Origin of the sequence: Neisseria shayeganii, assembly GCF_014054965.1 — a bacterium.
Lineage (GTDB): Bacteria > Pseudomonadota > Gammaproteobacteria > Burkholderiales > Neisseriaceae > Eikenella > Eikenella shayeganii.
Window position 1 is genome coordinate 1006385 of the sequence record NZ_CP059567.1, and the last position, 19673, is coordinate 1026057.

27 protein-coding genes are annotated in these 19673 nt (G+C 53.4%); 1 reads left to right on the forward strand and 26 read right to left on the reverse strand.

Translation table 11 applies throughout. The features are described from left to right. From H3L94_RS04910 to H3L94_RS05015, 22 genes are all read right to left on the reverse strand, one after another. Window positions 1-2670: a phage tail tape measure C-terminal domain-containing protein gene (locus H3L94_RS04910; RefSeq protein ID WP_182122904.1), complete on the reverse strand. Its 2670-nt coding sequence runs from the start codon at window positions 2668-2670 to the stop codon at window positions 1-3. A 123-nt stretch (window positions 2671-2793) separates the two neighbouring features. Then, window positions 2794-3063 carry a hypothetical protein gene (locus H3L94_RS04915; protein WP_182122905.1) on the reverse strand — a complete coding sequence of 90 codons (270 nt, stop codon included), beginning with the start codon at window positions 3061-3063 and terminating at the stop codon, window positions 2794-2796. A 71-nt stretch (window positions 3064-3134) separates the two neighbouring features. After that, window positions 3135-3494, reverse strand: a complete 360-nt coding sequence (locus H3L94_RS04920) for a hypothetical protein (RefSeq protein ID WP_182122906.1) — start codon at window positions 3492-3494, stop codon at window positions 3135-3137. A gap of 2 nt (window positions 3495-3496) precedes the next feature. Beyond that, window positions 3497-3961, reverse strand: coding sequence for a phage tail tube protein (locus H3L94_RS04925; RefSeq protein WP_182122907.1), 465 nt, complete (start codon window positions 3959-3961; stop codon window positions 3497-3499). A gap of 25 nt (window positions 3962-3986) precedes the next feature. Continuing rightward, window positions 3987-4352, reverse strand: a complete 366-nt coding sequence (locus tag H3L94_RS04930; RefSeq protein ID WP_182122908.1) for a DUF3168 domain-containing protein — start codon at window positions 4350-4352, stop codon at window positions 3987-3989. Continuing rightward, complete coding sequence (locus H3L94_RS04935) at window positions 4352-4822, reverse strand: HK97-gp10 family putative phage morphogenesis protein (protein WP_182122909.1); 471 nt, start codon at window positions 4820-4822, stop codon at window positions 4352-4354. The genes H3L94_RS04930 and H3L94_RS04935 overlap by 1 nt, the downstream gene beginning before the upstream one ends. Continuing rightward, window positions 4819-5151 carry a phage head closure protein gene (locus H3L94_RS04940; protein ID WP_220457324.1) on the reverse strand — a complete coding sequence of 111 codons (333 nt, stop codon included), beginning with the start codon at window positions 5149-5151 and terminating at the stop codon, window positions 4819-4821. The genes H3L94_RS04935 and H3L94_RS04940 overlap by 4 nt, the downstream gene beginning before the upstream one ends. Further along, window positions 5144-5440 carry a head-tail connector protein gene (locus H3L94_RS04945; protein ID WP_182122910.1) on the reverse strand — a complete coding sequence of 99 codons (297 nt, stop codon included), beginning with the start codon at window positions 5438-5440 and terminating at the stop codon, window positions 5144-5146. Before H3L94_RS04945 ends, H3L94_RS04940 begins: the two co-directional genes overlap by 8 nt. Continuing rightward, the gene (locus H3L94_RS04950; RefSeq protein WP_182122911.1) at window positions 5437-6693 is read right to left on the reverse strand and encodes a phage portal protein; all 1257 of its coding nucleotides are present in this window, start codon (window positions 6691-6693) and stop codon (window positions 5437-5439) included. Before H3L94_RS04950 ends, H3L94_RS04945 begins: the two co-directional genes overlap by 4 nt. Before the next feature lie 45 nt (window positions 6694-6738). Continuing rightward, window positions 6739-8529, reverse strand: a complete 1791-nt coding sequence (locus H3L94_RS04955) for a phage major capsid protein (protein WP_182122912.1) — start codon at window positions 8527-8529, stop codon at window positions 6739-6741. 31 nt (window positions 8530-8560) lie between these two features. Next, on the reverse strand, window positions 8561-9121 hold the full coding sequence (locus H3L94_RS04960) for a terminase TerL endonuclease subunit (RefSeq protein WP_182122913.1): 561 nt from the start codon (window positions 9119-9121) through the stop codon (window positions 8561-8563). A 22-nt stretch (window positions 9122-9143) separates the two neighbouring features. Next, a protein-coding gene (locus H3L94_RS04965) for an IS5 family transposase (RefSeq protein WP_182121336.1) occupies window positions 9144-9916 on the reverse strand; the annotation gives its coding sequence in 2 pieces (ribosomal slippage) (window positions 9144-9562 and window positions 9562-9916; 774 coding nt in all). Next, window positions 9822-10892, reverse strand: coding sequence for a terminase large subunit domain-containing protein (locus H3L94_RS04970; protein WP_182122914.1), 1071 nt, complete (start codon window positions 10890-10892; stop codon window positions 9822-9824). Before H3L94_RS04970 ends, H3L94_RS04965 begins: the two co-directional genes overlap by 95 nt. Next, entirely contained in the window at window positions 10889-11281 is a 393-nt protein-coding gene (locus tag H3L94_RS04975; protein WP_182122915.1) for a hypothetical protein, read from the reverse strand. The genes H3L94_RS04970 and H3L94_RS04975 overlap by 4 nt, the downstream gene beginning before the upstream one ends. A 143-nt stretch (window positions 11282-11424) precedes the next feature. Continuing rightward, complete coding sequence (locus tag H3L94_RS04980) at window positions 11425-11760, reverse strand: hypothetical protein (RefSeq protein WP_182122916.1); 336 nt, start codon at window positions 11758-11760, stop codon at window positions 11425-11427. 18 nt (window positions 11761-11778) lie between these two features. Beyond that, entirely contained in the window at window positions 11779-12081 is a 303-nt protein-coding gene (locus tag H3L94_RS12985) for an HNH endonuclease (protein ID WP_182122917.1), read from the reverse strand. Window positions 12082-12226: 145 nt separating this feature from the next. Further along, on the reverse strand, window positions 12227-12709 hold the full coding sequence (locus H3L94_RS04990; protein ID WP_182122918.1) for a helix-turn-helix domain-containing protein: 483 nt from the start codon (window positions 12707-12709) through the stop codon (window positions 12227-12229). A gap of 1027 nt (window positions 12710-13736) precedes the next feature. Continuing rightward, window positions 13737-14171 (reverse strand): helix-turn-helix domain-containing protein, encoded by a 435-nt coding sequence (locus H3L94_RS04995; protein ID WP_182122919.1) that lies wholly within the window; start codon window positions 14169-14171, stop codon window positions 13737-13739. A gap of 89 nt (window positions 14172-14260) precedes the next feature. After that, window positions 14261-14905: an antA/AntB antirepressor family protein gene (locus H3L94_RS05000; protein WP_182122920.1), complete on the reverse strand. Its 645-nt coding sequence runs from the start codon at window positions 14903-14905 to the stop codon at window positions 14261-14263. After that, entirely contained in the window at window positions 14902-15177 is a 276-nt protein-coding gene (locus tag H3L94_RS05005; protein WP_182122921.1) for a hypothetical protein, read from the reverse strand. Before H3L94_RS05005 ends, H3L94_RS05000 begins: the two co-directional genes overlap by 4 nt. Further along, window positions 15174-15446, reverse strand: coding sequence for a hypothetical protein (locus H3L94_RS05010; protein WP_182122922.1), 273 nt, complete (start codon window positions 15444-15446; stop codon window positions 15174-15176). Before H3L94_RS05010 ends, H3L94_RS05005 begins: the two co-directional genes overlap by 4 nt. Further along, window positions 15443-15706 (reverse strand): helix-turn-helix transcriptional regulator, encoded by a 264-nt coding sequence (locus tag H3L94_RS05015; protein WP_182122923.1) that lies wholly within the window; start codon window positions 15704-15706, stop codon window positions 15443-15445. The genes H3L94_RS05010 and H3L94_RS05015 overlap by 4 nt, the downstream gene beginning before the upstream one ends. Before the next feature lie 111 nt (window positions 15707-15817). Between H3L94_RS05015 and H3L94_RS05020 the strand changes: the two genes are divergently transcribed. Further along, complete coding sequence (locus H3L94_RS05020; RefSeq protein ID WP_182122924.1) at window positions 15818-16417, forward strand: hypothetical protein; 600 nt, start codon at window positions 15818-15820, stop codon at window positions 16415-16417. Window positions 16418-16679: 262 nt separating this feature from the next. Here the strand turns inward: H3L94_RS05020 and H3L94_RS05025 are convergent, their stop codons facing one another. The 4 genes from H3L94_RS05025 to H3L94_RS05040 form a co-directional block, all read right to left on the reverse strand. Continuing rightward, window positions 16680-16961, reverse strand: a complete 282-nt coding sequence (locus tag H3L94_RS05025) for a HigA family addiction module antitoxin (RefSeq protein ID WP_182122925.1) — start codon at window positions 16959-16961, stop codon at window positions 16680-16682. Between the two features lie 13 nt (window positions 16962-16974). Continuing rightward, on the reverse strand, window positions 16975-17226 hold the full coding sequence (locus H3L94_RS05030) for a type II toxin-antitoxin system RelE/ParE family toxin (protein ID WP_425325932.1): 252 nt from the start codon (window positions 17224-17226) through the stop codon (window positions 16975-16977). Window positions 17227-17503: 277 nt separating this feature from the next. Then, window positions 17504-18790, reverse strand: a complete 1287-nt coding sequence (locus H3L94_RS05035; RefSeq protein ID WP_182122927.1) for a tyrosine-type recombinase/integrase — start codon at window positions 18788-18790, stop codon at window positions 17504-17506. Between the two features lie 473 nt (window positions 18791-19263). Then, complete coding sequence (locus H3L94_RS05040) at window positions 19264-19665, reverse strand: replication initiation factor domain-containing protein (protein WP_182122928.1); 402 nt, start codon at window positions 19663-19665, stop codon at window positions 19264-19266. Window positions 19666-19673: the final 8 nt, after the last annotated feature.

A 19673-nucleotide genomic window follows, 5' to 3' on the forward strand; every position in this document is an offset into this window, starting at 1 on the left:
TCACCTCTTCATTGCTTCGTTAATGATTCCGCCGTGGCGCACACCTTCGATCATCACCTGTTGGGCTTCCCGTCTGGCAATGCTTATCATCGCCTGTGCTACTGACGATTGGACTTCATCGCCGATCGCTTTCGGATCATCACTGTTGGTTTGAATATTGATCGTAATGTGATTGACTTGCCCGCCTTTGGAAACTGGGCTACCTGAAGCAGTGCTGCCACCCACCATCCCGCCGGAAGCGTAACGGTTGCGGTTCAACGCTTCCAGCAAGGGCCGATTGCGGGCGGTTGCTTGGGCGTTTACGACAAACTCGCCATTGGATAACAGGGCAGGGATGGAGTCGCTCCGACTGGTACCTGCGCCAAACACAGCCCCGCCGCCGGCCAATTTCTGCACCGCACCGCCATCGGCAAAGTCGCCCGCTACGCTGCTGACTAGCTTTACCATCGCCATGCGGATATAGATTTTCGCCAGGTCGGCCAAAATGCTGACTGCCATCTCCCGGAAGGAAACCTTCGCGCCGGTTGCCAAGGCGGCCAAATTGTCGGCCACCGTGCTGAATGTGTTCTCGGTAAAGCTGGCAATATTGTCGCGCAAGGTGCCGGTGTTTTTGACAAACTGGGCAATGCCGTCATTTATGCCGCCCATCAGATCATCGGGATTTTTCAGCTGCTCGGGAACTTCAATGCGGGACAAGGCAAGCCGGTATTGTTCCAAGCTGATTTTCCCTTCTTCCCAAGCCTTGCGGATCATGGCGATATTTTCCAGATAATCCTGTATCGCCCGGCTTCCGGTGATGGCTTCCACCAAGTTTTTGTATTTCTCGGTTTCCTCAAACAGCTTTTCGGCTTCATCGCGCTGTTGGGCCGCAAGCATCATGGCTTTTTGCTGTGCTTCGGTTTTGTCGGCATGGGCGCCCAGCTCGATTTGTGCCTGAAGCTTGGCCGCCTCAGTCTCCACGCCTAAAAGCTTGACGGTTTCCTGCTGATTGTAGATGTAATCTTGCACCTGCTCGGCAATCCGCTGGCGTAGGCGCTCTTGCTCTTCCAGCAGCTTCAATTGCTCTTGTGCCGCATTGATTTCGTAGTTCGCATTGCCTCCGCCGGCCATATTGGCAAATCTGTCGGCCGCACCTTTGTTTTGCCACTGAAAATGCCAGTGGTCTGCACTCGAAACGCTGCCGTTGGCATTGCGCTGGCCTTTGACTTCAAAGTGCATTCTGAAATCTTTGCCCGGCTCAAAGCCCAATGCCTTCAGGCGCTCGCTCACAATACGGGGGATTTCCCGGCGCTGTTCGCTGGTAAGGCCCGGGGCGGGTGTCGCATCGAATGCCAAACCTTCATTGTGCTTACTGCGGACGCCGCGGTGGGAGTTATCCCGTAAAGCACCGAAGCGGAGCAGGTCGTTACCCAGCATGTCCTGCAATGCTTTCGCCATGGCATAAGTGCCCAGCTCTGCCCGGCCGGCCGATTCCGCCCCTGGCTTGATACGCAGCTGACGCCGGTAGCGCTCAATGGAATCTTCCAGGCTTCTTGCCGTGTTCGCGGCAGTGCTGCTCAGCTTTTCAAAAGTCTGGCCGCTGTTGCGGACTTCGTTTGCCAAACGCAAATTAGCCTGACTGACTGCGGTTTGCGCCTCGGCCCCATCCAAAGCCCGCTTTACCCGGTTGTAGTGGGATTGTTCACCCAAGCCGTTCAGGAATAGGTCATATTGTGAATTGGCTTGACGGATGGTTCGGTTCCGGTTGGCTTCCGCGCCTACCAAAACGGCATCGGCAATGGCCTGATCCTCGGGGGAACGGTTGCCTGTCGTCAGCTTGGCATTAGTCCAAGCACTGGCATAGCGGATATCGGCATAGGCTACCTGAAAGCTGCCGATTACACCCATCACCAAGCCTTTGATGCGCACCAGCTCGTCGGCAGTGGTCGCCAGCATCAGCAGGGCTTCACGCAGCCAGTTTTTAAACGAGTTGTCGACGGCCAAATCTTTCAAGGTGCCGTGCATATTGCCGGCTTCTTTGTCGGCGTTGAGAAACTCGCCTGCAACGGCATTCAACATCGACAGGGCATCGTTGGCCAGTTGTACCGAAAGGCCACGGGCCATATCGGTAAGCTTGTCCAATTGGGCGGAAAATTCGGCAGAAGCGGCAATGGCTTTATCATCCATCACCACACCGAGATGTTCTGCTTCTGCGGCCAGACGTTGCAGCTCTTTCCCGTTGTCGGCCAGCAAAGGCGATAGGGCGGTGGCATCGTTGGCCAACGCCTCCATGTAGAATGTTACCTGCTTCTGGCTGAGGCCGGCTTTCTGCAGGCTGTCGTAATACAGCTGCAAGGCTTGCGGGCCGGATAGCTTGCGGAATTGTTCGGCGGTCACGCCTATTTTGGGCGCAATGTTTTCGAAGAAATCTTTCATTTCCCCGCCGCCGGTAGAGAGAAATTCCCCTACCTTGTCGTTGACGTCTTTGAGAATATCCGCCAGCTTGTCCTGCTGTATGCCGACTGATTTGGTGGCATAGGCCCATTGCTGGAAGTCTCTGGTCGAACTGTTGGCAATCAGGGAAAGGCGGTGGATTTCCGTTCCCGCCCGCGCCATGCTGTGTGCCCAAGTGCCGACCGTCGTAACCAGGCCGCCTATGGTAAGCGTGCTGAAACCGGCTGCCTTCGCCAAGCTGGCTGCGCCGGATGTAATGCTGTTCTCCAGCCTTTTCCAGTTGCCGGCGGCCTTTCGGGTATCGGTTTCAAAGCTGCCTGTTTTCAACAGCAGGTCAATGATAATGCTGCCTTGTGCCATCTATCTGTCTCTTTGGGTAAACGATTTGGGCGGAACGGTGCCGAACGCCTGGAAAATACTCATGTCGATTTGTTCGGGTGTCGAAGGAGGCGGCTCTTCTGGGAGTGCTTTCCGTTCAGGTAGCCCGGTCAGAATTTTGATGATTTCGTCCAACGGCCGGCCTGTGCTGGCACTGATTTGTATGGCGGCGGGCAGCACAGTCAGGTGAAAGTCATCAAACGGGTATCGCTCAAAATACACAGCCCACCGTTTAAATTCGTTTTGTGACATACGCGCCTTCAGTTCGGAAACTGTCGCCCCCAAACGCAAGGCCAGCGTATGCCACAAATATTCATCGCCGCTTATTTCTTTGCCTGATCCGGGCTGTCCGGCTCCGTGAAATTCAATTCAAAGACCGCATTCCAGAACTTGGTAAAGACGGCCGGCTTCAGTGCCTTGGCTTTTTCCAAAGTCAGCAGCGGGGAGCCGTCGGGATTGAATTGCGTGCCGTCGGCATTGCAGAGTGATTTCACAATGGCTACGGAATACAAGTCGGCGCGGTGGGTTGCTTCCATCCCGGCGCCAATGAATGCCGACAGGGTAAGGGCATAATCTGCACCGGATAGCGGTTTGAAATAGAACGTCTGCTTGCTGCCGTCCGGCAATTCGATTTCGCGGCTGACGACTTCTGCTTTTGCAAATAGGGATTGATCCAGATTCATGATTACGCCTTATGGTTCCAAGTTTCGCCGCCGCTGCGTTTGATCGATAGGGTACCTTTCACCACATCGTTCTCTGCAAATTCAATGCTGTTTTCCGCTACGAAGCCGGAGAAAATGACACTCGTCCGTTCCGTGGGAGCGGTCAGATCATCGTCGCTGGCAGTAGGTGGATTGGTACCGTCGGACAAAGCGATACACCATTTCACCGTCGCACCTGATTTCTTCAAGTTTTCAAATACCTTGTGGTCTTTGAAATTCAGCATCTTGTAGGGAATGCTCAAAGTTGCCGGTTCTTCAAGGCCGGAGGCGTACTGTTTGGCTACCCGTTCTTTCAAAGTGGTGATGTCGATCTCGGTTTTCGTGCCGCTGCCAACGCCGGTGATGCTGGCGGTGCATTCGCACTTAACGATTTCGCGGTTTACCAGAGCGAACAGCTCGGTGCCTTGGGATAAAACTGCATTAGACATGGCGATTACTCCATAAAAAATGCCGCTATATGCGGCTGTTGATGAATGTGGCATTAAACGAATAACGGTATAGCCCGGTATCACGCTCGAAAGTCTGCAAAGTGATTTCGTTGTGATGCCGCGCCTGATCCAAAGTACTCCGCACCAAAGCCGCTAATCGGTCGGCTACCGGGGCGGTGTCGGCATAAACATCTATCTGAACCAAATGGCGGTCAAGAGTCGGTGCTTTCGGTAGCACGTTATAGGGCGTGACGGCCACCGTCTGAAAGACGATATACGGCTTAGCAGTGCCCTGTTTAGCGGTACCAAACGGATAGATTCTGGCCGGGGCTTTGCCCACCAAGGCCTGTATATCCGGTGTATTCAGAGTTTTAAAAACGGATGCTTGCATTATTTCAGATGCTTTCTTGCCAAGTGATCCAAGTCGTTACTGAGTGACTGAACCGTGGTTTGAATCGCTTCTTCCGCCTTTGCCTCAAAGGCCGGGCGCACCCACGGCGTTGCTTTTTGTTGGCTCGTGCCATACTCCAAGCGCTGGCCGTTCAGGCGGGTGGTGCGGTCTTTGCGCCCGGGGGTGTCGGGATAACGTTTATTGCCCACACCAATAGTCATGTGCTCGCCTTTGCCATCGTACTTCTTCCGCCGGACCTTCAGATTCTTCAGCAGCAAGCCGGTGGAATCGTCACCGTTTATCTGAATCGCTCGCGCCAGCGTCCGCCGCTCCTCTTTCAGAATCACATTCGCCCCTTTGCGTAGGGATTTGGCCGCCACGCCGCCGCGTTTGTTTTGGGTCAGCTCTTTCGGCAGCTCCTGCAACAATTTCAGCAACTTGTCGGCACCTTCGATTTTTACGGTCGTCATTCGATTGCCTCACATAGCAGGGTGTAATACTCGCGGCCGCTGTCCGGGTCGGGTAACACCGCTCGCACGTTGTAGCCTTTACCCCGGTGGGTCACGGTGTCTTGCGTGCTGATTCGGGTGGGCCTGATCGTCATACGCACGCTGATATTCGATTGCGTGGCCGCAGCGGCAATAAATTCCTGCCCGGATAAGGGCACCACTTCGGCCCAGACGGTTTTCTGCTCGGTGGTGCCGGGCAGCAGGTAGCCGGTGTCCGGGTCTTGCCCGCCCGGCAGGGTGCGCTTGATGGTGATGCGGTGGCGCAGGCGGCCGGCTTTCAGCTTAGGCATAGGGCAGGCTCCGCAAAGGCATCAAAATGGCACGCACGGCCGGGGTTAAGGGGTTGCCGTTCTCACGGTCGGCATACAGCGCCGCAGCGGCCAAACAGACAGCCTGCTTTACCTGCTTCGGCATGGTGGCGGGTTTCTTCAAATCCCAGCCGATATGCTCGGGTTTGCCGATATGGTCGAGTACCACTGCACTTGCCGCTTCAATTAGGGCCTCAAAAAAGCTGTCCGGTTCGCCGTCCTCGTCAATCCGCGCCCACAGCTTCAGTTCTTCCACAGTGATGAATTTCATGTCGTCGCCTCTGTCGGTGCCGGTTCGTTCAGGGTTTCTTTGGGGGCGTCGCGCTGGGCCAAGGCGGCCAAGCTGTAATTCTGCTGCTGAATCATCGGCGATTCGCCACCGGCCACCGGCGGCAGGTTCTCGTCGGCGCGGGCTTCATTCGGTGATTTAATCCCGGCTTTCACCAGTTCCACATTCGCCGCCACCCGCGCGGCGGAATCCATGCGCAGCAGGTTTTGAACGTCAAACTCTGTATGATGGCCGTCGCTCAGGTTTAGCCCGTCGTCCAAGCAGGTTTCGATTGCTTCCATATAGGATTGCAAGCAGTCTTGGTAGTAATTCAGATTGATGGCTTCCACACTGTTGCCGGCGGTGATGGGCACGCTTTCATCAATCTTGTGCAGCGGCACCTTGAAAGCGCGGGCAATATCGGCCACGCTCCATTTCAACTGCTCGATTAGTTCGGCGTCCACGGCCGACATGCCCAAAGGCTCGAACTTCAAACCGCCACCGAACGCCGCCACTTTGCCGCTGTTCGCGCCGGTGAAATGGCTGTTGAAATAGTCGGCCAAGCGTTTTGCTTCCGCTTCGGCGATATTCTCGGGCGCCACAATCAGGCCGCCCGGGCGGGACGCATTGGCAAAGAAGGCCCCGCTTTGGGCTTGGGCATTGCCGGCCAAGGTGCCGGACGCCGCGCAGGCAAACAACGGGGAAACACCGATAAGCGGATGAAACAGGCAGTCGCCCCGGTCGTGAATCACTTGGCGCGCCGGATAAACCGCTCCGTCGGCCACGCCGGCCAACTGGTCGGCGGCGGTCTGGTAGAAAATGCTGCCGTCGTCCGCCACCAGCAGCTTTACCGTGCGCGGGTCTAGGACATGCAAAGACTGCACTGCGCCGGCGGCATCGGCCTTTTTCAAAATGTAGGTGTTGCCGTACAACAGGCGGCTAATCAGCCATTGTTCAAAAAACTGCTTGCCGTTCTGAAAATGGTTGGGCCGTTTCAGCAGTGCCGCTGCCGGGTGGTTGTTCGCTTCGGTGAAGACGGTGCCTTGCTGCTTCACCAGTTTGATGCCCAGTTTGCTGATGTCGGCGGCAATCCGGGAAACGCAGGCATAGACGGCGGCCACACGCAGCAGGCCGTCGGTGTCCTTCAATTCCAAGCCTTGCTGCCAAGCGCCGGTAAACGGTTCGCGCACGCCGTAGCGGCCGGTGCCGGCAATCGGGCGTAAGGCCCGTTTGATTTCAAAACCGAAAATCTTCATGGTTTCCCTTTATGAAAAAGCCCGGGTTGCCCCGGGCTGCCTGTTTTACTCGCCGTATTGTGCATTGGTAATGATGGCTACAGCCTCGGCGCGGCGGCGCTTCCAGTTAATCACGCGGTCGGCCTTGAAACCAATCATGCCGGCTTGCCACAGGCTCACCAACTGCATACTGGCTTTATCGGTTTCCGGGTCGTCGGACATCAGCAAAGACGCTTCGCGGCTGGCGTCCAAGGTAATGTCACCGTCGTCGGCCAGGAAGATTTCGCCGGGGGACAGCATGATGATGTTGTTACCGGCCAAGCTGGAAGTCACCACCGGCAGGCCGTGGAAGGTGCCGCCTTTGGCCGTCAGGTTCGGATAAGCCAGCAAGCCTTGCTCGTTGTACATCATGCTCAAGGCCAAAGCGCGGGACGGGGACATAATCCACACGCAGCCGGAAGTATCCAATTTGGCGGCAATGAACTTATCAAATACCTTGCGCACGTCCGCACGCAGTTTTTCCAGTGTTTTGCCGCCGGGTGTGATACCGGATAAGCCGTTGGTAATGGACGCCGGGCTGACGCCGCTGACACCGGCTTTGCTCGGGTCGATAAAGGCGGTGTCCAGAAACTCCACCATCGCCGCACGCAAATCTTGTGCAATCAGGGCTTCGGCCGCCGGGCTGCTGAAACGGGCCAGCTCTTCAGTAATCGGGATAATGCCGGAAGCAGTGGCAAAGCCCAGCGAATCGGTGGCGAACGCCAGTTTGGAAACCGGCTTATATTTGCCTTCACCCACCCAGTTTACGGTCGCGCCGGCGGTTTGCGATTGGAATTTGATGTTGAACGGCACCCGGCGGAAGCCTTCAATCTTGCCCAGCAGGGTTTCAGGCCGCAGCAACTCGATAAACTCGGACGTCATGACTTGGTATTCCACCAAGGGCTTTGCCCAAGTGGCATCGGTGGTGGTGCCGGCGGCCACGGCGGCTTTCAGCACGGTTTCTACTTCCGGGGTGTCTTTGAAGCCCTTGGCGATTTCAGCTGCCTGCATCAGGTTGCCACGGCCACGGGCCAAGGCGGCGGCATAGCGGACGAAGGCCGTACCTTTGGGCAGATTGGATTTAACCGTGATTTGGCCTTGGCGGGCTTGGGTGCCGGCTTCGCTGCTCTGTGTGGCAGACGGGTTTACCGCCACCGCAGATGCGGCCAAGGCGGCTTCGGTTTCGCGCAGGCGGGCCAAGTGCTTGTCGATTTTCTCCACCTCGGCCTTGTTGGCATCGTAGGCTTTGGCGTCGTCATCGGACATTTCGGCCGATTTGGTGATTAAGTCGGCATTGGCTTGCACCAAACCGGCTTTTTTGGTTTCCATCGCTTGGATTTGCTCTTGAATATTCATCTTGGGGTTTTCCTTTCGGGTTTGGGAACTTACGGATTTAACAACGGTAATGCCTGCTTCGGGGTTGGCCGGTATGCCGACAACCGACAATTCGCACCAACGCCATTTCTGAAAGTGCCGGCCGGTGGCGGTATCGGCCTTTTCAATCGGCAGGAAGCCCACGGACAGGCCGGACAGCCCGCCCTTGATGCGCTGCCAAACGTCTTTCACCCGCTGGCTGGCGTCTTTGGCAATGCGGGCGGTTACCTGTATCCCTTCCGGGGTCACTTCGGCCCGTTCCACCATGCCGATAGGCTGCTCGGGGTCGTGTTCGTGTAGCAGGGGCATCGGTAAGGTGAACTGCGCCCCCATCGGGTCGATGGTGTCGCCCTGTACGTCCAGCGTCGGGGTGCTGGCAATGCCGATAATCACGCCTTCATCGGTGGCGGATTTCACGGTGAAAATGGTTTTAGCGGTCTGCATAATCCGTCCAATAAAAACCGCCTTGCGGCGGTTAGTTCAACATGAAGATTTGATAGCTGGGCTGCTTGGGTTCCGGTTCGCTTTTCGCTACACCAACTGCCATCGCCAGCGCCACCAACGGATCAATGCGGCCATGCGAATTTTTCTTGGTAAAGCGGCGGTTCATGGTGTGGTCGGTTTCCATCCGGGCATTCGCTACCGACATATTCAGCAGCGGATTGTTATCGTGCTTGAAGCTGCCATTCAAAATGACTTCTTCCAAGCTCGATATGGCTTTGCCCATGCTGATATAGCCCTGGCCCCATGGCACGAACGGGATATTGCTTACGCCCTGGCTATCCAACTCCTTCTCCAGCAGGGTCATATAGGCCCGGTCATAAGCAATGCCCATCAACCGGTAACGGCCATGATAGAAGGCCAGGCGTTCGGCAATAGCGGCATAGTCGATAATCCGGCCGGGGAGTGCCGTCAGCCAGCCTTGGCGTGCCCAAACGTCATATGGTGCGCGGTCGCTCTTTGCCCGCTCTTGCAAGGTGTCTTTGGGTGTGTAAACCTCGGCCTTGGTGTAAACCTTGCCTTCATAGCGGGCCACCAGCACTAGGCCGAATCGACATTCAACCCACCCACAAGGTAATTGATGCGAGATAGAGGAAAGCCAGGAAGTGAGAGGGCTTGCGGTCAAAACGAGTGGCGATGCGGCGGAACTGCTTGAGCCTGGCAAAGCAACGCTCGATGCGATTGCGTAGCCGGTAGCGTGCTTTGTCGTAGGCACGCGGCTGCTGGCAGCTGCGAGGCGGGATCACCGCCTGGGCGCCGAGCGAGTGGATCAGCGCCACCAGTTGCCGGCTGTCATAGCCTTTGTCGGCCAAGACGTACTTGGGCTTGAACCCGGCCAGCAGCGCTGGGGCTTGCGTGATGTCGTTACGCTGGCCGCCAGTGAGGATGAATCGCACCGGTCGGCCCTGGCCATCTGTCGCCATGTGGATCTTCGTGCTCAGACCTCCTCGGCAACGCCCCAGAGCCGGGTGTGCCGCCCCCCTTTTCCGGTCGCCGCCTGTGCGTGCGCCCGGACAATGCTGCTGTCGATCATCAGATACTCGTTGCTTCGATCCTGAATCAGGGACTGGAACACCAGCTCCCAGATACCCTTGGCCGCCCAGCGGGTGAAGCGCTTGTGCACGCTCTTGTAGGCTCCGTAGCGCGTGGGCAGATCGCTCCAGCGCGCCCCGGAGCGCAACACCCACAGCACGCCATTGACGAAGCTGCGGTTGTCCGCTGCCGTACGCCCGGGGTCACCGGCCTTGCCTGGGAGCAGATCTTCGATCCGCTCCCATTGGGTTTGGGTTAATTCGTAGCGGCGGGGCCGCGGATGCTTGGTCTTGGTCATCCGCCAAAGATACCAGATGAATGTCGATTCGGCCTAGGGCTGTCAGGTCGGTTTTCATGGATAAGTCCAAGCCGCCCCAAACCTCACCCTTCAAAAACGGTTCTTCGTTGTAATCGGCTATACAGGCTTTCCACTCTTCGGGCGAAACAAACGGTGCTTCGGAACTGATCCGCTGATTCAAATTCAGATTGCGGAAGGTGTTAGAGAAGGAAGGCAGACGCTTGGCTTTTTCGGCCAAGTCCTGCATATCTTGTTCGCTCCGGAAAACACCCAAAGCCGGATTGGCTGCTTCCCACGCCGCCCGGTCGCCGACATCGCAGTCTGCCGGCGCTTCATATACATGGCACACGGTGCGCTTGTCGCTCCCGCTTCTGGCATCGTCAATCATGACGGAAAGTAGGTCGGCATCGGTCGGCGCTTGGGTGCTGATATTGATCATCAGCGGGTTGTCATGGGCACCTTGCGAAGTCACCAAGGCATCGTAGAAATCATTTTGCGGCCCCTGTACCTGCCCGGCCTCGTCAAAAATTACCAGGGCAGGAGACAAGCCTTGGGCGGTCGAACCGTCGGCGGCAATGGCCTTGTATTCCACATTCAAGGGTAGACCGATCAGCGTTTTGGAAGAGGGGATAACCTTGATGATGCCGCTCAACTCTGCGCTTTGCAGCACCATCTTGTGCGCCAACTTGAAAACCAAGCCCGCCTGTTCTCGGCTCATGGCCCCACTGATAATCTGGCTGTTCAACTGTGCGGCCGGGCCAACCAAGTGCGCCAGCAGCAAGCCGGCAATCAATGCGGTTTTGCCGTTCTTCCGCGCCATGCTCAGAATGGCCGTTTTGGTGCCGTGCGGGTTGTCGTACACATCCAAAATAAACCGCTTCTGAAAATCCATCAGCTTCAGCGACTGTCCCACCAGTTTGCCTTCGGGTACAGGCAGATGCTCGATAAAGCCGATAATCTGCTCGCCCAAAGTCATTGCAGGGCCTCAGGGCGCTTAATAAAGCCGCTCAAACCTTCAAGCTTATGGGCAGCATTACGCTGTGCTTTGTTTCGCGCTACGGCGTCTTCTGCGCGGCCCACGGTAGCCAGTGCATGAATCTGCAGCTTGCTTGACATTGCAATGGACAGGCGGGTGAATTTTTCCAACCGGTCAAACAGCTTCGGATCGGGGTCGCTTTCAATTTCTTTGAAGGTGCGTTCAATCAGCCAAAACACCTTAGCCAGATTGCAGGCGTGCACCAAATCTGCCCGTGTCCAGTCGGCGTAATTGCGGGTGGCGATGATGTCGCGCCAATAGCGCATTTCATCATCAGTTAGTGTATTGGGCGGCTCAATCGGGGTGCTGGCGCCTTTGAAAGCATTCACAGCACCAGTCGCACCATCGCATCGTTCGCGCTTCATATCGGGTAACCTACTGTAAAAAATACGGTTTGATAAAAATCAAAGCTGGGGCGGCGGTCTGGAAGCCTTGCCAGTCAAGGATTTCAGTCTCCCCCCCCCACCTACTATCAGCCCAGCGTATTGCGGGTGTTTCGTTTGATCGCCTTCAAGAACGGCTCCTTGTCCTTGGCCGACACCTTGTCCTTCAATCGCGGGTCACGCTCAATGCAACAGGACAGCTTGCCGTCGGTCACGTCTGCCATGTACTCAGCCACATCACGCAACGCTTCGTCTGCCTGCTCGTGTGTAACGTAGGTGGTGGTCGTCACTGCGAAGATGCCGGGGGCCTTCTGCTTGATTTCCACACGGGCAAAATCCAAGATGGGCTTGCCGTCCTGGCCGGCCAAAGTGAATACCGTGCCGAAACCTTTTGCTTCAGCTTCCACTAATCTGAATTGAGACATCGAAAACTCCAATCATGGTTAAAAAATAGGCCAGCCATCTAATCCAATGGCCGGCCTTTGCTTACCGCTCTCTTCCTGCTTCTTGATCGAATCATGACAGTGCTTGCATAAAGCCTGCCAATTGTCCTTATCCCAGAATAAGCCCATATCGCCACGGTGCGGGCGTATATGATCCACTACCTCAGCAGGAGTAACCCTGCCTTGCCGTTCGCAGTACACGCATAAGGGGTGCTTCTTCAGGTAGCTTGCTCGGGCTTTCTGCCACTGGTAGCCATAGCCACGCTGGGCAGCTGTTTGTTTATTGGTGCGCCAATTCGTCATTCTGCTGGGCAATAAAAAACCGCCCGGCTGTTTAGGCTAGGCGGCAATCTGGAAATAAAACATCGAAACTGAAATTGATTAACGGACGCTTAGAACGTGTCTTATCCGAATCATAGAGAAATTATAGTACAAAGGTTTCACATAATCAAGCGGCTATGTTCGTCAGTTTGCAGTCTTGGAAATCAGCCTCCAGCTTCAACATGGCCCGAAGGTGTAAATCAGCCAATACATCCACCACCTTTCGCTTATGCCGCCATACAGTGCTTTTCGATAGGCCGTGCTTGTTTTGCAGCTCGGCCAAATTACGCTCGCCGGTCAGAGCATGTTCCACTAGATCGTCGCAAGCCAGCATCGGGATTTCCGGGTGCCGGGTAAGAATGTACAGGCTCAGGTCAATAATCCCGCTCAAGTCCTTACCGTATTCAGCACGGATCAGGGCATACTCTTCAGCACTCAACTGCCGTTCAACCCTTGCCAACACCAAAGCCGCTTGTGCGTGCCAATCGTGACGAGTCATTTCCCTTTTGGTTCCGATACGCTGGCCGGAAAACATATAACCACCGGTAACAATCGGAGTGCTGGAAATCTCAAAAGCCCGATACAGAGCTTCATCCACAGAACCGAACATCTCTTTTCCTCTTGGAGTGTTTCAGATGCCGGATTTTACCACAAAAACAGGATTTATTTTATTCAAATCATAAGTTTAAACTGAATTTTTGCTTTCTGGATGCCTCGGGATTCAAATTTAAACGCAGGGGAATCAAATTTGAATGCCGCAAACCGACAAAAGCGCAGGCTGCGGTTTTAGCAGTCTGCTGAAATGTAGCCCGATTGTGCAAATCTGCACGTCGAAGATGCAGGCGTCGGAAAATCCGACGTCGGAAAATCCTACGACCGTAGGAAATTCCTACGAAGGGCCGTTGGAAAATCCTACGCACAATATACAACTACCAAAAGACAATACTTCTTCTTTGTCGCCTTCGCCTGACGGCTTGACGACGGAGGGGGCAGCATCTCCGTTGCCATTGTGTAGGCAGTCAGGCATCGGGAAATGTGGCAACAGGAAAAGGGCAGGGCGGAATGTTTGAGAAAATCGCCACAAAGCCGCCTAGAATCGCCCAGGATTGCGATTGAAGGCGTGGGCAATGGTTAGGTAGCCTGAAAAGGGACAATGCCCGTTAAAAGCGAAATTTTGGGCTTTACAGGATAAGAGCAAATCCCACAGTGGGCAAACCCTGATTAGGCTTTTCCTGATTAGGCTTTTCCTGATTAGGCAACCTGAGTTTTCCAGCAAGGCTCAAAATGCAGAATTTGCACATGCCAAACCGGCAGATTTTGCCGGGGCAGATTTTGCCGCCGGAGGCCGCCGTGTGTTTTTACCCCATATTTTCACTAAACCAGCAAGAAAAACAGAACAAGACCAGCAGAGAAAAAGAGGGGTAGGTATGGCTATATAGAAAGGTGGCTAAATTTTAGCCCAATGGAAACCCGAAAAATGGCCTGACTGGGCTAATTTTTAGCCCAATGGGGATTTTTCTCCGGTGGCGTTGGGCTAATTTTTAGCCCAGTCGTGGCCGAGTTGGGCTAATTTTTATACCGACAAAAATTTTTTAGGGGGCTGCAAGCAAAAAAATACCTGCAATGATGCAGGTGTTTCATGGTGGCGAACCGATTAAATCGCGGTCCACTTGTTCCCAGTAATCTGGAGCTCTTCGGGTTGGAGGCACATCCAATTTACCGCCACATTCATCAATGGCAAAAAAAGTGAGTGCATATAGTGAACATAGATTGCGACCACCTTGCCGCGTAACAATAATAAATCCTTTATCTAGAAGTTCTTGCTTTGCTTTCTCTAGTGTCATAGGTGACATACCGACATCGGCTGCCCGGTTTTTCGGAGCAGACATATCGCCATTATTGAAACCATTGTATTGTGAACAGAAATACATCAATAATTTTACAGCATTACCTGACAATCCTGTGAATTGAGGGCTTTTCAAGACATCAAAACGCATGGTGACAAAATTCTTTCCATTGCGCTTAATAGAAGCTTCATTCCACGCTTTTATCTTGTCTCTTCTACTAGCCATGTGTTAAGCTTTCATACATTGGCAAGAACAAAGGCGGCTGCTACCGCCCTTGCTGATACTTTGCTTTATCGGCTTGATTCCTATGGGTTTCAAGCCGTTTCCTTTTGGCTGAAATGCTCCGCCAGCTTAGCCAGCCCCTTGCCTGTAATCAGCGACTGCGTATAGGCACGACCGTTGATTGAGGATATGCCCGCAGTCTGCAGCATATAACCACCATCCAAGGCCTTGTGAGTGGCCTCTATTCGCCCCTGCTTGAATATCCAGCCCCATTGCACCATCACAGCCCTTACCTCTTTCTCCCGCTCAGTCAGGCTTTTGGCGGCGGCCCTGAAATTGATGGCTTCCTTGCGGTCTGAAAGCAGATCCAGCGCCGCAGCTTTCGGTTCGGCCAAAGCCAAACGCTCGGCCATCGCTTCCTGAAGCTTACGCTCGCACTCGATAAAGTAACGGCGGACTTCACGGCCGACTTCGGTTTTCTCCACCATCGCCAGCTCTTTTGCCATATCAAGAGTCAGGTGGTAGTCAATTTTCCCTCTGCCATGACCTATTTCCCGCTTTTGGGAAATAGCTACAAAGTCCTGATTCTCAATAAAACCGTACTCTTTAATCCGCTCCACAATCCAAGTGGCGAACCGGCGGCCGACATTCAGCGACTTATGCAAGTCCCGTGCATTCACGGATTGAGAAAAGAGCTTGGTAACGCCGGTTTGCTGGATCGGAATCAATTCATTCATTTCTGTGCCTCCTTATCAGCCTCTTCGATTATGCTCCACAGCGCATAAGCGCTGCTTTCTGCATCCGGGGTGGGTATTTGAATCATATCTTCATGCAGATCCAGCAACATTTCCACTTGAGAGTCGATTAAACAAGAACCTCTAGGCAGTTCCTTGATGGTTACGGCTATGGTTTCCGTATGGTCGGCAAAGCGTTCCAGACGGAACAGGGTATTGGCAATATTTTCGGCCAGCTCGCGGGAAATGGTTACGGTTTTAGCGGTGGGGTTCATGCTTTTACCTCCTTGGTTTCGGCGCTATCGGCCATGATTTGGCACAGTTCGGCAGACAGGCCGATACCGTTTGATTCAAAGGCATTCTCGGCCAGCTCACCCATGGTGCACAGCAGGCGGGCTGTTTGGCTCGGATGGCTGCCGGCTAATACTTGCCCAGCCTCGGCCATGGTTTGCATATGCGAAGCAAAATAGCCCAAGGCCAGTAGAGAATCGGCTATTTGGCAGGCCAGCCCGCGGGGAATCGTGACAGTCTCAGGGGTTTTCATGGTTGTTTTCCTTTCATCAGATGGGGGGAGGTGCTTAAGCATTGCTGGCGGCTGTCAATCCATGCCAACACATCGGATTTGCGCCACATAGACTTACGGCCGCCAATCCGCAAAGGCTTGGGAAGGCCATCGTTCTTGATGGCGTTGTAAATCGCCGTCCGGCCGCCTAGACCGGTGACGGCGCCAACGGTTGAGGCAGACCACAGGACATATTCCGGCGGCAGGTCGGCAAGGGCTTCGGGGGTATCTTGAGGTTTCATTTCGCTCTCCACGTTAAAGATGTTTATGACGCTATAAACGCTACTGACGCAATATAGCGCCAAACTAAAAACTATGCAACAATTGTTATGTATGTTTTTGGAGTTTGTAGCGTGAATAATGCAAAGAATAAGGGCGGGCGCCCTAAAACCTATGAAGGGGAAAAGAATATCAGGGTGTCGATAGCCATACGGCCAAGATATAGACAAGCTATTGAATTAATATCAAAAGATAGAAATACTAGCTTGAATGAAGTTGTTGAGTTTGCTATTGCACAGCTTGCCGCAAAGTATGAAATAGAGGGTAAACCAGTAATTGAATATATCCGTCCAATGAATGAAGAAAGACTTAGGATTAAAAATACTCTAATTGAACCTCAAAATAGAACATCAGAGTACATAACAAAAAAAGAGATAGACTATTACTCGGCAATAATGGCCTATGAGTCTTTGCCTAAGGGTATTTTGAGTCCTCAAGATAAATATGTGATGGGTATGTTAGATGAGCTGGGACCTGCGGTTTCCCATTATTTTGAAATAGAGAAATTAGAGCAAGCTATATTAGAGGATTGGAAGATAGGAAGACCTGAGGCAGAAACTTTTAATGATATCAATCAAATTATGGAAGAACAGCCATACATTTTTAAGCACCAAATGCCATTATCTACAGATGAACCATCTACTGGGGGGGTTATATTAGCCAAATACAAATAAATTCTTCAACTTTGAAGATTCTATTTCAGAAAGCTAACCCGCCCCGAAAAACAGGGCAGCCCCACTAAAAGGGGCAGCTCCGAAAATGGGGGTGACTACCACCCACAAAAAACAAAGCCACCCCCAAAAAAACGGGGGTGGTTCTTTTTGTGTCTGCCCGTGGTAATTTGCCATGTTCGTGGTGTTTTGCCCGTGGCAATTTGCCACGTTCGTGGTATTTTGCCATGCCGCCCATCAAAAAACCGCCCGAAGGCGGTTTGGATCAGGCCAGAGCCACGCTCAGCGGCACCACAAAATCATGCGGGCGCTGTTCGGCTTGCCACAAATCGTAATCATTTTGCATACCCAGCCATAAGGCGCTAGACGTGCCAAGCAAAATAGACAAGCGTACTGCCATTTCTGCAGTGATGGATGCCTTACCGTTCAAAATACGGGATAGGGCGGCGCGGGTAACGCCCAAACGCTTTGCGGCTTCGGTAACGCTGGTTTTGCCCAAATATTCATACAAAACCAAACCCGGATGCGGGGGATTGTGCATATTCATAACCAATCTCCTTTTAATGATAATCCTGATAATCCACGACTTCGGCATGGCCGTCTTCAAAGCGAAAAGTCATTCGCCAATTACCGTTTACCTTGATGCTCCAATGCCCGGCCAAATCACCGGTCAGCGGGTGCAAATTCCAGCCGGGGGCTTTCATATCTTCAGGGCCTACGGAACGGTTCAACGCCATCAATTGCAGGCGCAGCTTATTGGCATGGGCAGCCTGAATGCCTGCTTTGCTGCCGGTCTCAAAGAATTTTTGCAAGCCTTTGTGCTTGAAACTCTTAATCATACAAATTGCCTTATGTGTAGTGAAACTATACAGTCAATAATGTATAGCGTCAATATACGGATGAATAAAATACGGAAGCAGACAAGGGAGGTCTCAAACTGAGGCACCCTTTACTTTTTGGTACGGTTCAGCGTACCTTTTTGGTACGGTCGTACCTTTTGGGTACCGAACAGCGTCAAGCTCCTCTATGGTGGAAATCACCATGCAGGCCAAGGGTAGCCCCAAACTGACACCCCCTTGCCTTGGGGCTTCAGGCAGCCACGGCGCTAAATAAATAATCGGCCCATGCCTGCATCATTTGGCGGCGCTTCTCGATCATGGCCGAACGCATATAGGACTGGTACACATCATTGCCCACGTCATGCGCCAGCTGGATTTCGCTTTGCAAGTCGTCGTAACCGTGCTCTGTGGCCCAGTTTTTGAAGCTGGCGCGGAAGCCGTGGACTGTAGGGCCTTTGTCCGGCCGGTCGCTATGAAAGCCTTCTGAGTGCTCCCGGAGCAGCTTAGTCAGCGTCATATCGGACATGGCCCAGCTGCCGTGCTTGTTTGGCTTTGCCATCGGGAAAACTAAATTGGCAGGTGTGTCTTTGGGTAGGGAATGAAGTAATTGAACTGCCTGGCGCGGCAGGGGATAGAAGCGGTCGATATAGGTTTTCCGCTCGGGAGCATCGGCTTCCATTTTCCACATGGCTGCTCGGAAGTCGATTTCAGACCATTGCAGCAGGCGTATGGCTCCGCTGCGGGCTGCATTGATGATCAGGAAGAGTAGGGTGACCTTGGATTGTGCAGGCCGGCCGCTCAGCAGCACATCGGCCACAAAGCGGGGCAAATCCTGCCAAGGCATAGAAGGGAAGTGCCGCTCGGATTTTGGCTTGCGTTTCTGCTTGCCCAAGGCCACCCGCGCGGCTTTGGTGGGGTTGTGCTCACAGTAACCCATGGCTTCGGCAAACGTGAACACCTGCCCGATACGGTCGATCAGCTTGCCGGCGGTGTCAGGGGTTTTGTGCCAAACATCTTCCAACACGCCGACAATATCCAGCGCCTTGATTTCGGTTATCGGCATCTTCCCTATACCCGGGAAAACCAAACGCTTTATTTCCCGCAGCCATTGTTGGCGGTAGCGCTCGTTTTTCCATACGCCGGCGGCTATCTGCCGCTCGTAGAATATTTCAGTCAGAACGGTGAAGGTATTCTGTTGTGCTGTTTCAGCAGCCCGTAACCTTTCTTCCTGTTCGATCCGCTCCTGTTCGATTGCTTTTACCGGGCTGATACCGGCTTTAATGCCGGCAGTCAAACGCTTAGCCTGATCCTCAGCCTCGGCCAAAGAAATTGCCGGATAATTGCCCAGTCTCAAACGGGCGCGCTTGCCGGTATCCGGATCGTAATAACGCAGATACCAAGTGCCGATACCTTTCGTCACGGCCGAAGGCTGGAACTGCAAGCCGGAATGTTGTGCGGAAGTCAGCACCGGAGACCCGGGCGCAATATTCCTCAGCTTGGCATCTGTCAGTTTGGTGCTGGTTCTTTTTTCAACCATTTTTACCCATGCGGCTTAGAATCAAATTGTACCTAAATTATACCTAAATATTTGGATTCAGCCGAACAGAAGGGTGGAATTGTGAACACTAAATAACAAATGAGTAGAATTAACTGATTATTTAATATAGCATTTATCTGTACTTTGTGTTTTCTTTTGTTCGTTGTTATTTGTACGTTATGTTCCCTTCCTCTCTGCTAGATAAATTAAATAATACCCTGATTTTTAAGGGTATTATTTTCATCTACTCTGGTTTTGGTGCCTAAATGGGTACCTAATGCCAAACACTTCCCCGCATACCGGCTCTGTCGGTGTCCCGTTTGCCCGTTGACTGTTGGCTTTACCAACACAGACCATGCAGAGAGCCAACACAGACCATGCAGAGAGCCAATCAGGTACTTCAAATACAGCACTGCTGCCGCCCATAAGCCAACCGACAGCGATTCCGATCTGCATCCTGTCTCCGGCATACCTTACGCAGAAGGCGATAGGATCGGATGTGCCGTACAGTCATCATCAAGCGGATGCAGTCCCTTGGGATATTTGCCGGGTGGCGCAATCAGCATCCGAACAATCTCTCCGTCCGTCCGGCCCAATTCATGTTGGTAACGAACAAACGCCCCGGCCTGTAGGCGGGCGAAGTATGCCGCCCGTTGTACAGTAAATGCCTTTCTGACTTGTTTTATGGTTTTGCGTTTGGCCGAGTTTTTGAACAACCGAGCACCGATAGGGTAAGCACCACACAGATACTCACCCGGATAGATGAGGATATCCGTGGGAATCTCGTAGTCATGAGCACGAAACTCGACCTCGAAGCGAACCCACCGGCTAGCTTGGTTACCCAATTGACGCCATTTTTCATAAATCCTCGTCAATTTTGCTG

Excerpts from the sequence above, each read along its gene's own strand:
- H3L94_RS04915 (WP_182122905.1), bottom strand. The coding sequence starts at position 3,063 with ATGTCACAAAACGAATTTAAACGGTGGGCTGTGTATTTTGAGCGATAC.
- H3L94_RS04920 (WP_182122906.1), bottom strand. The coding sequence starts at position 3,494 with ATGAATCTGGATCAATCCCTATTTGCAAAAGCAGAAGTCGTCAGCCGC.
- H3L94_RS04925 (WP_182122907.1), bottom strand. The coding sequence starts at position 3,961 with ATGTCTAATGCAGTTTTATCCCAAGGCACCGAGCTGTTCGCTCTGGTA.
- H3L94_RS04930 (WP_182122908.1), bottom strand. The coding sequence starts at position 4,352 with ATGCAAGCATCCGTTTTTAAAACTCTGAATACACCGGATATACAGGCC.
- H3L94_RS04935 (WP_182122909.1), bottom strand. The coding sequence starts at position 4,822 with ATGACGACCGTAAAAATCGAAGGTGCCGACAAGTTGCTGAAATTGTTG.
- H3L94_RS04940 (WP_220457324.1), bottom strand. The coding sequence starts at position 5,151 with ATGCCTAAGCTGAAAGCCGGCCGCCTGCGCCACCGCATCACCATCAAG.
- H3L94_RS04945 (WP_182122910.1), bottom strand. The coding sequence starts at position 5,440 with ATGAAATTCATCACTGTGGAAGAACTGAAGCTGTGGGCGCGGATTGAC.
- H3L94_RS04950 (WP_182122911.1), bottom strand. The coding sequence starts at position 6,693 with ATGAAGATTTTCGGTTTTGAAATCAAACGGGCCTTACGCCCGATTGCC.
- H3L94_RS04955 (WP_182122912.1), bottom strand. The coding sequence starts at position 8,529 with ATGCAGACCGCTAAAACCATTTTCACCGTGAAATCCGCCACCGATGAA.
- H3L94_RS04970 (WP_182122914.1), bottom strand. The coding sequence starts at position 10,892 with ATGACTTTGGGCGAGCAGATTATCGGCTTTATCGAGCATCTGCCTGTA.
- H3L94_RS04980 (WP_182122916.1), bottom strand. The coding sequence starts at position 11,760 with ATGTCTCAATTCAGATTAGTGGAAGCTGAAGCAAAAGGTTTCGGCACG.
- H3L94_RS12985 (WP_182122917.1), bottom strand. The coding sequence starts at position 12,081 with ATGACGAATTGGCGCACCAATAAACAAACAGCTGCCCAGCGTGGCTAT.
- H3L94_RS04990 (WP_182122918.1), bottom strand. The coding sequence starts at position 12,709 with ATGTTCGGTTCTGTGGATGAAGCTCTGTATCGGGCTTTTGAGATTTCC.
- H3L94_RS04995 (WP_182122919.1), bottom strand. The coding sequence starts at position 14,171 with ATGGCTAGTAGAAGAGACAAGATAAAAGCGTGGAATGAAGCTTCTATT.
- H3L94_RS05000 (WP_182122920.1), bottom strand. The coding sequence starts at position 14,905 with ATGAATGAATTGATTCCGATCCAGCAAACCGGCGTTACCAAGCTCTTT.
- H3L94_RS05005 (WP_182122921.1), bottom strand. The coding sequence starts at position 15,177 with ATGAACCCCACCGCTAAAACCGTAACCATTTCCCGCGAGCTGGCCGAA.
- H3L94_RS05010 (WP_182122922.1), bottom strand. The coding sequence starts at position 15,446 with ATGAAAACCCCTGAGACTGTCACGATTCCCCGCGGGCTGGCCTGCCAA.
- H3L94_RS05015 (WP_182122923.1), bottom strand. The coding sequence starts at position 15,706 with ATGAAACCTCAAGATACCCCCGAAGCCCTTGCCGACCTGCCGCCGGAA.
- H3L94_RS05025 (WP_182122925.1), bottom strand. The coding sequence starts at position 16,961 with ATGAATATGCACAATCCCCCGCATCCGGGTTTGGTTTTGTATGAATAT.
- H3L94_RS05035 (WP_182122927.1), bottom strand. The coding sequence starts at position 18,790 with ATGGTTGAAAAAAGAACCAGCACCAAACTGACAGATGCCAAGCTGAGG.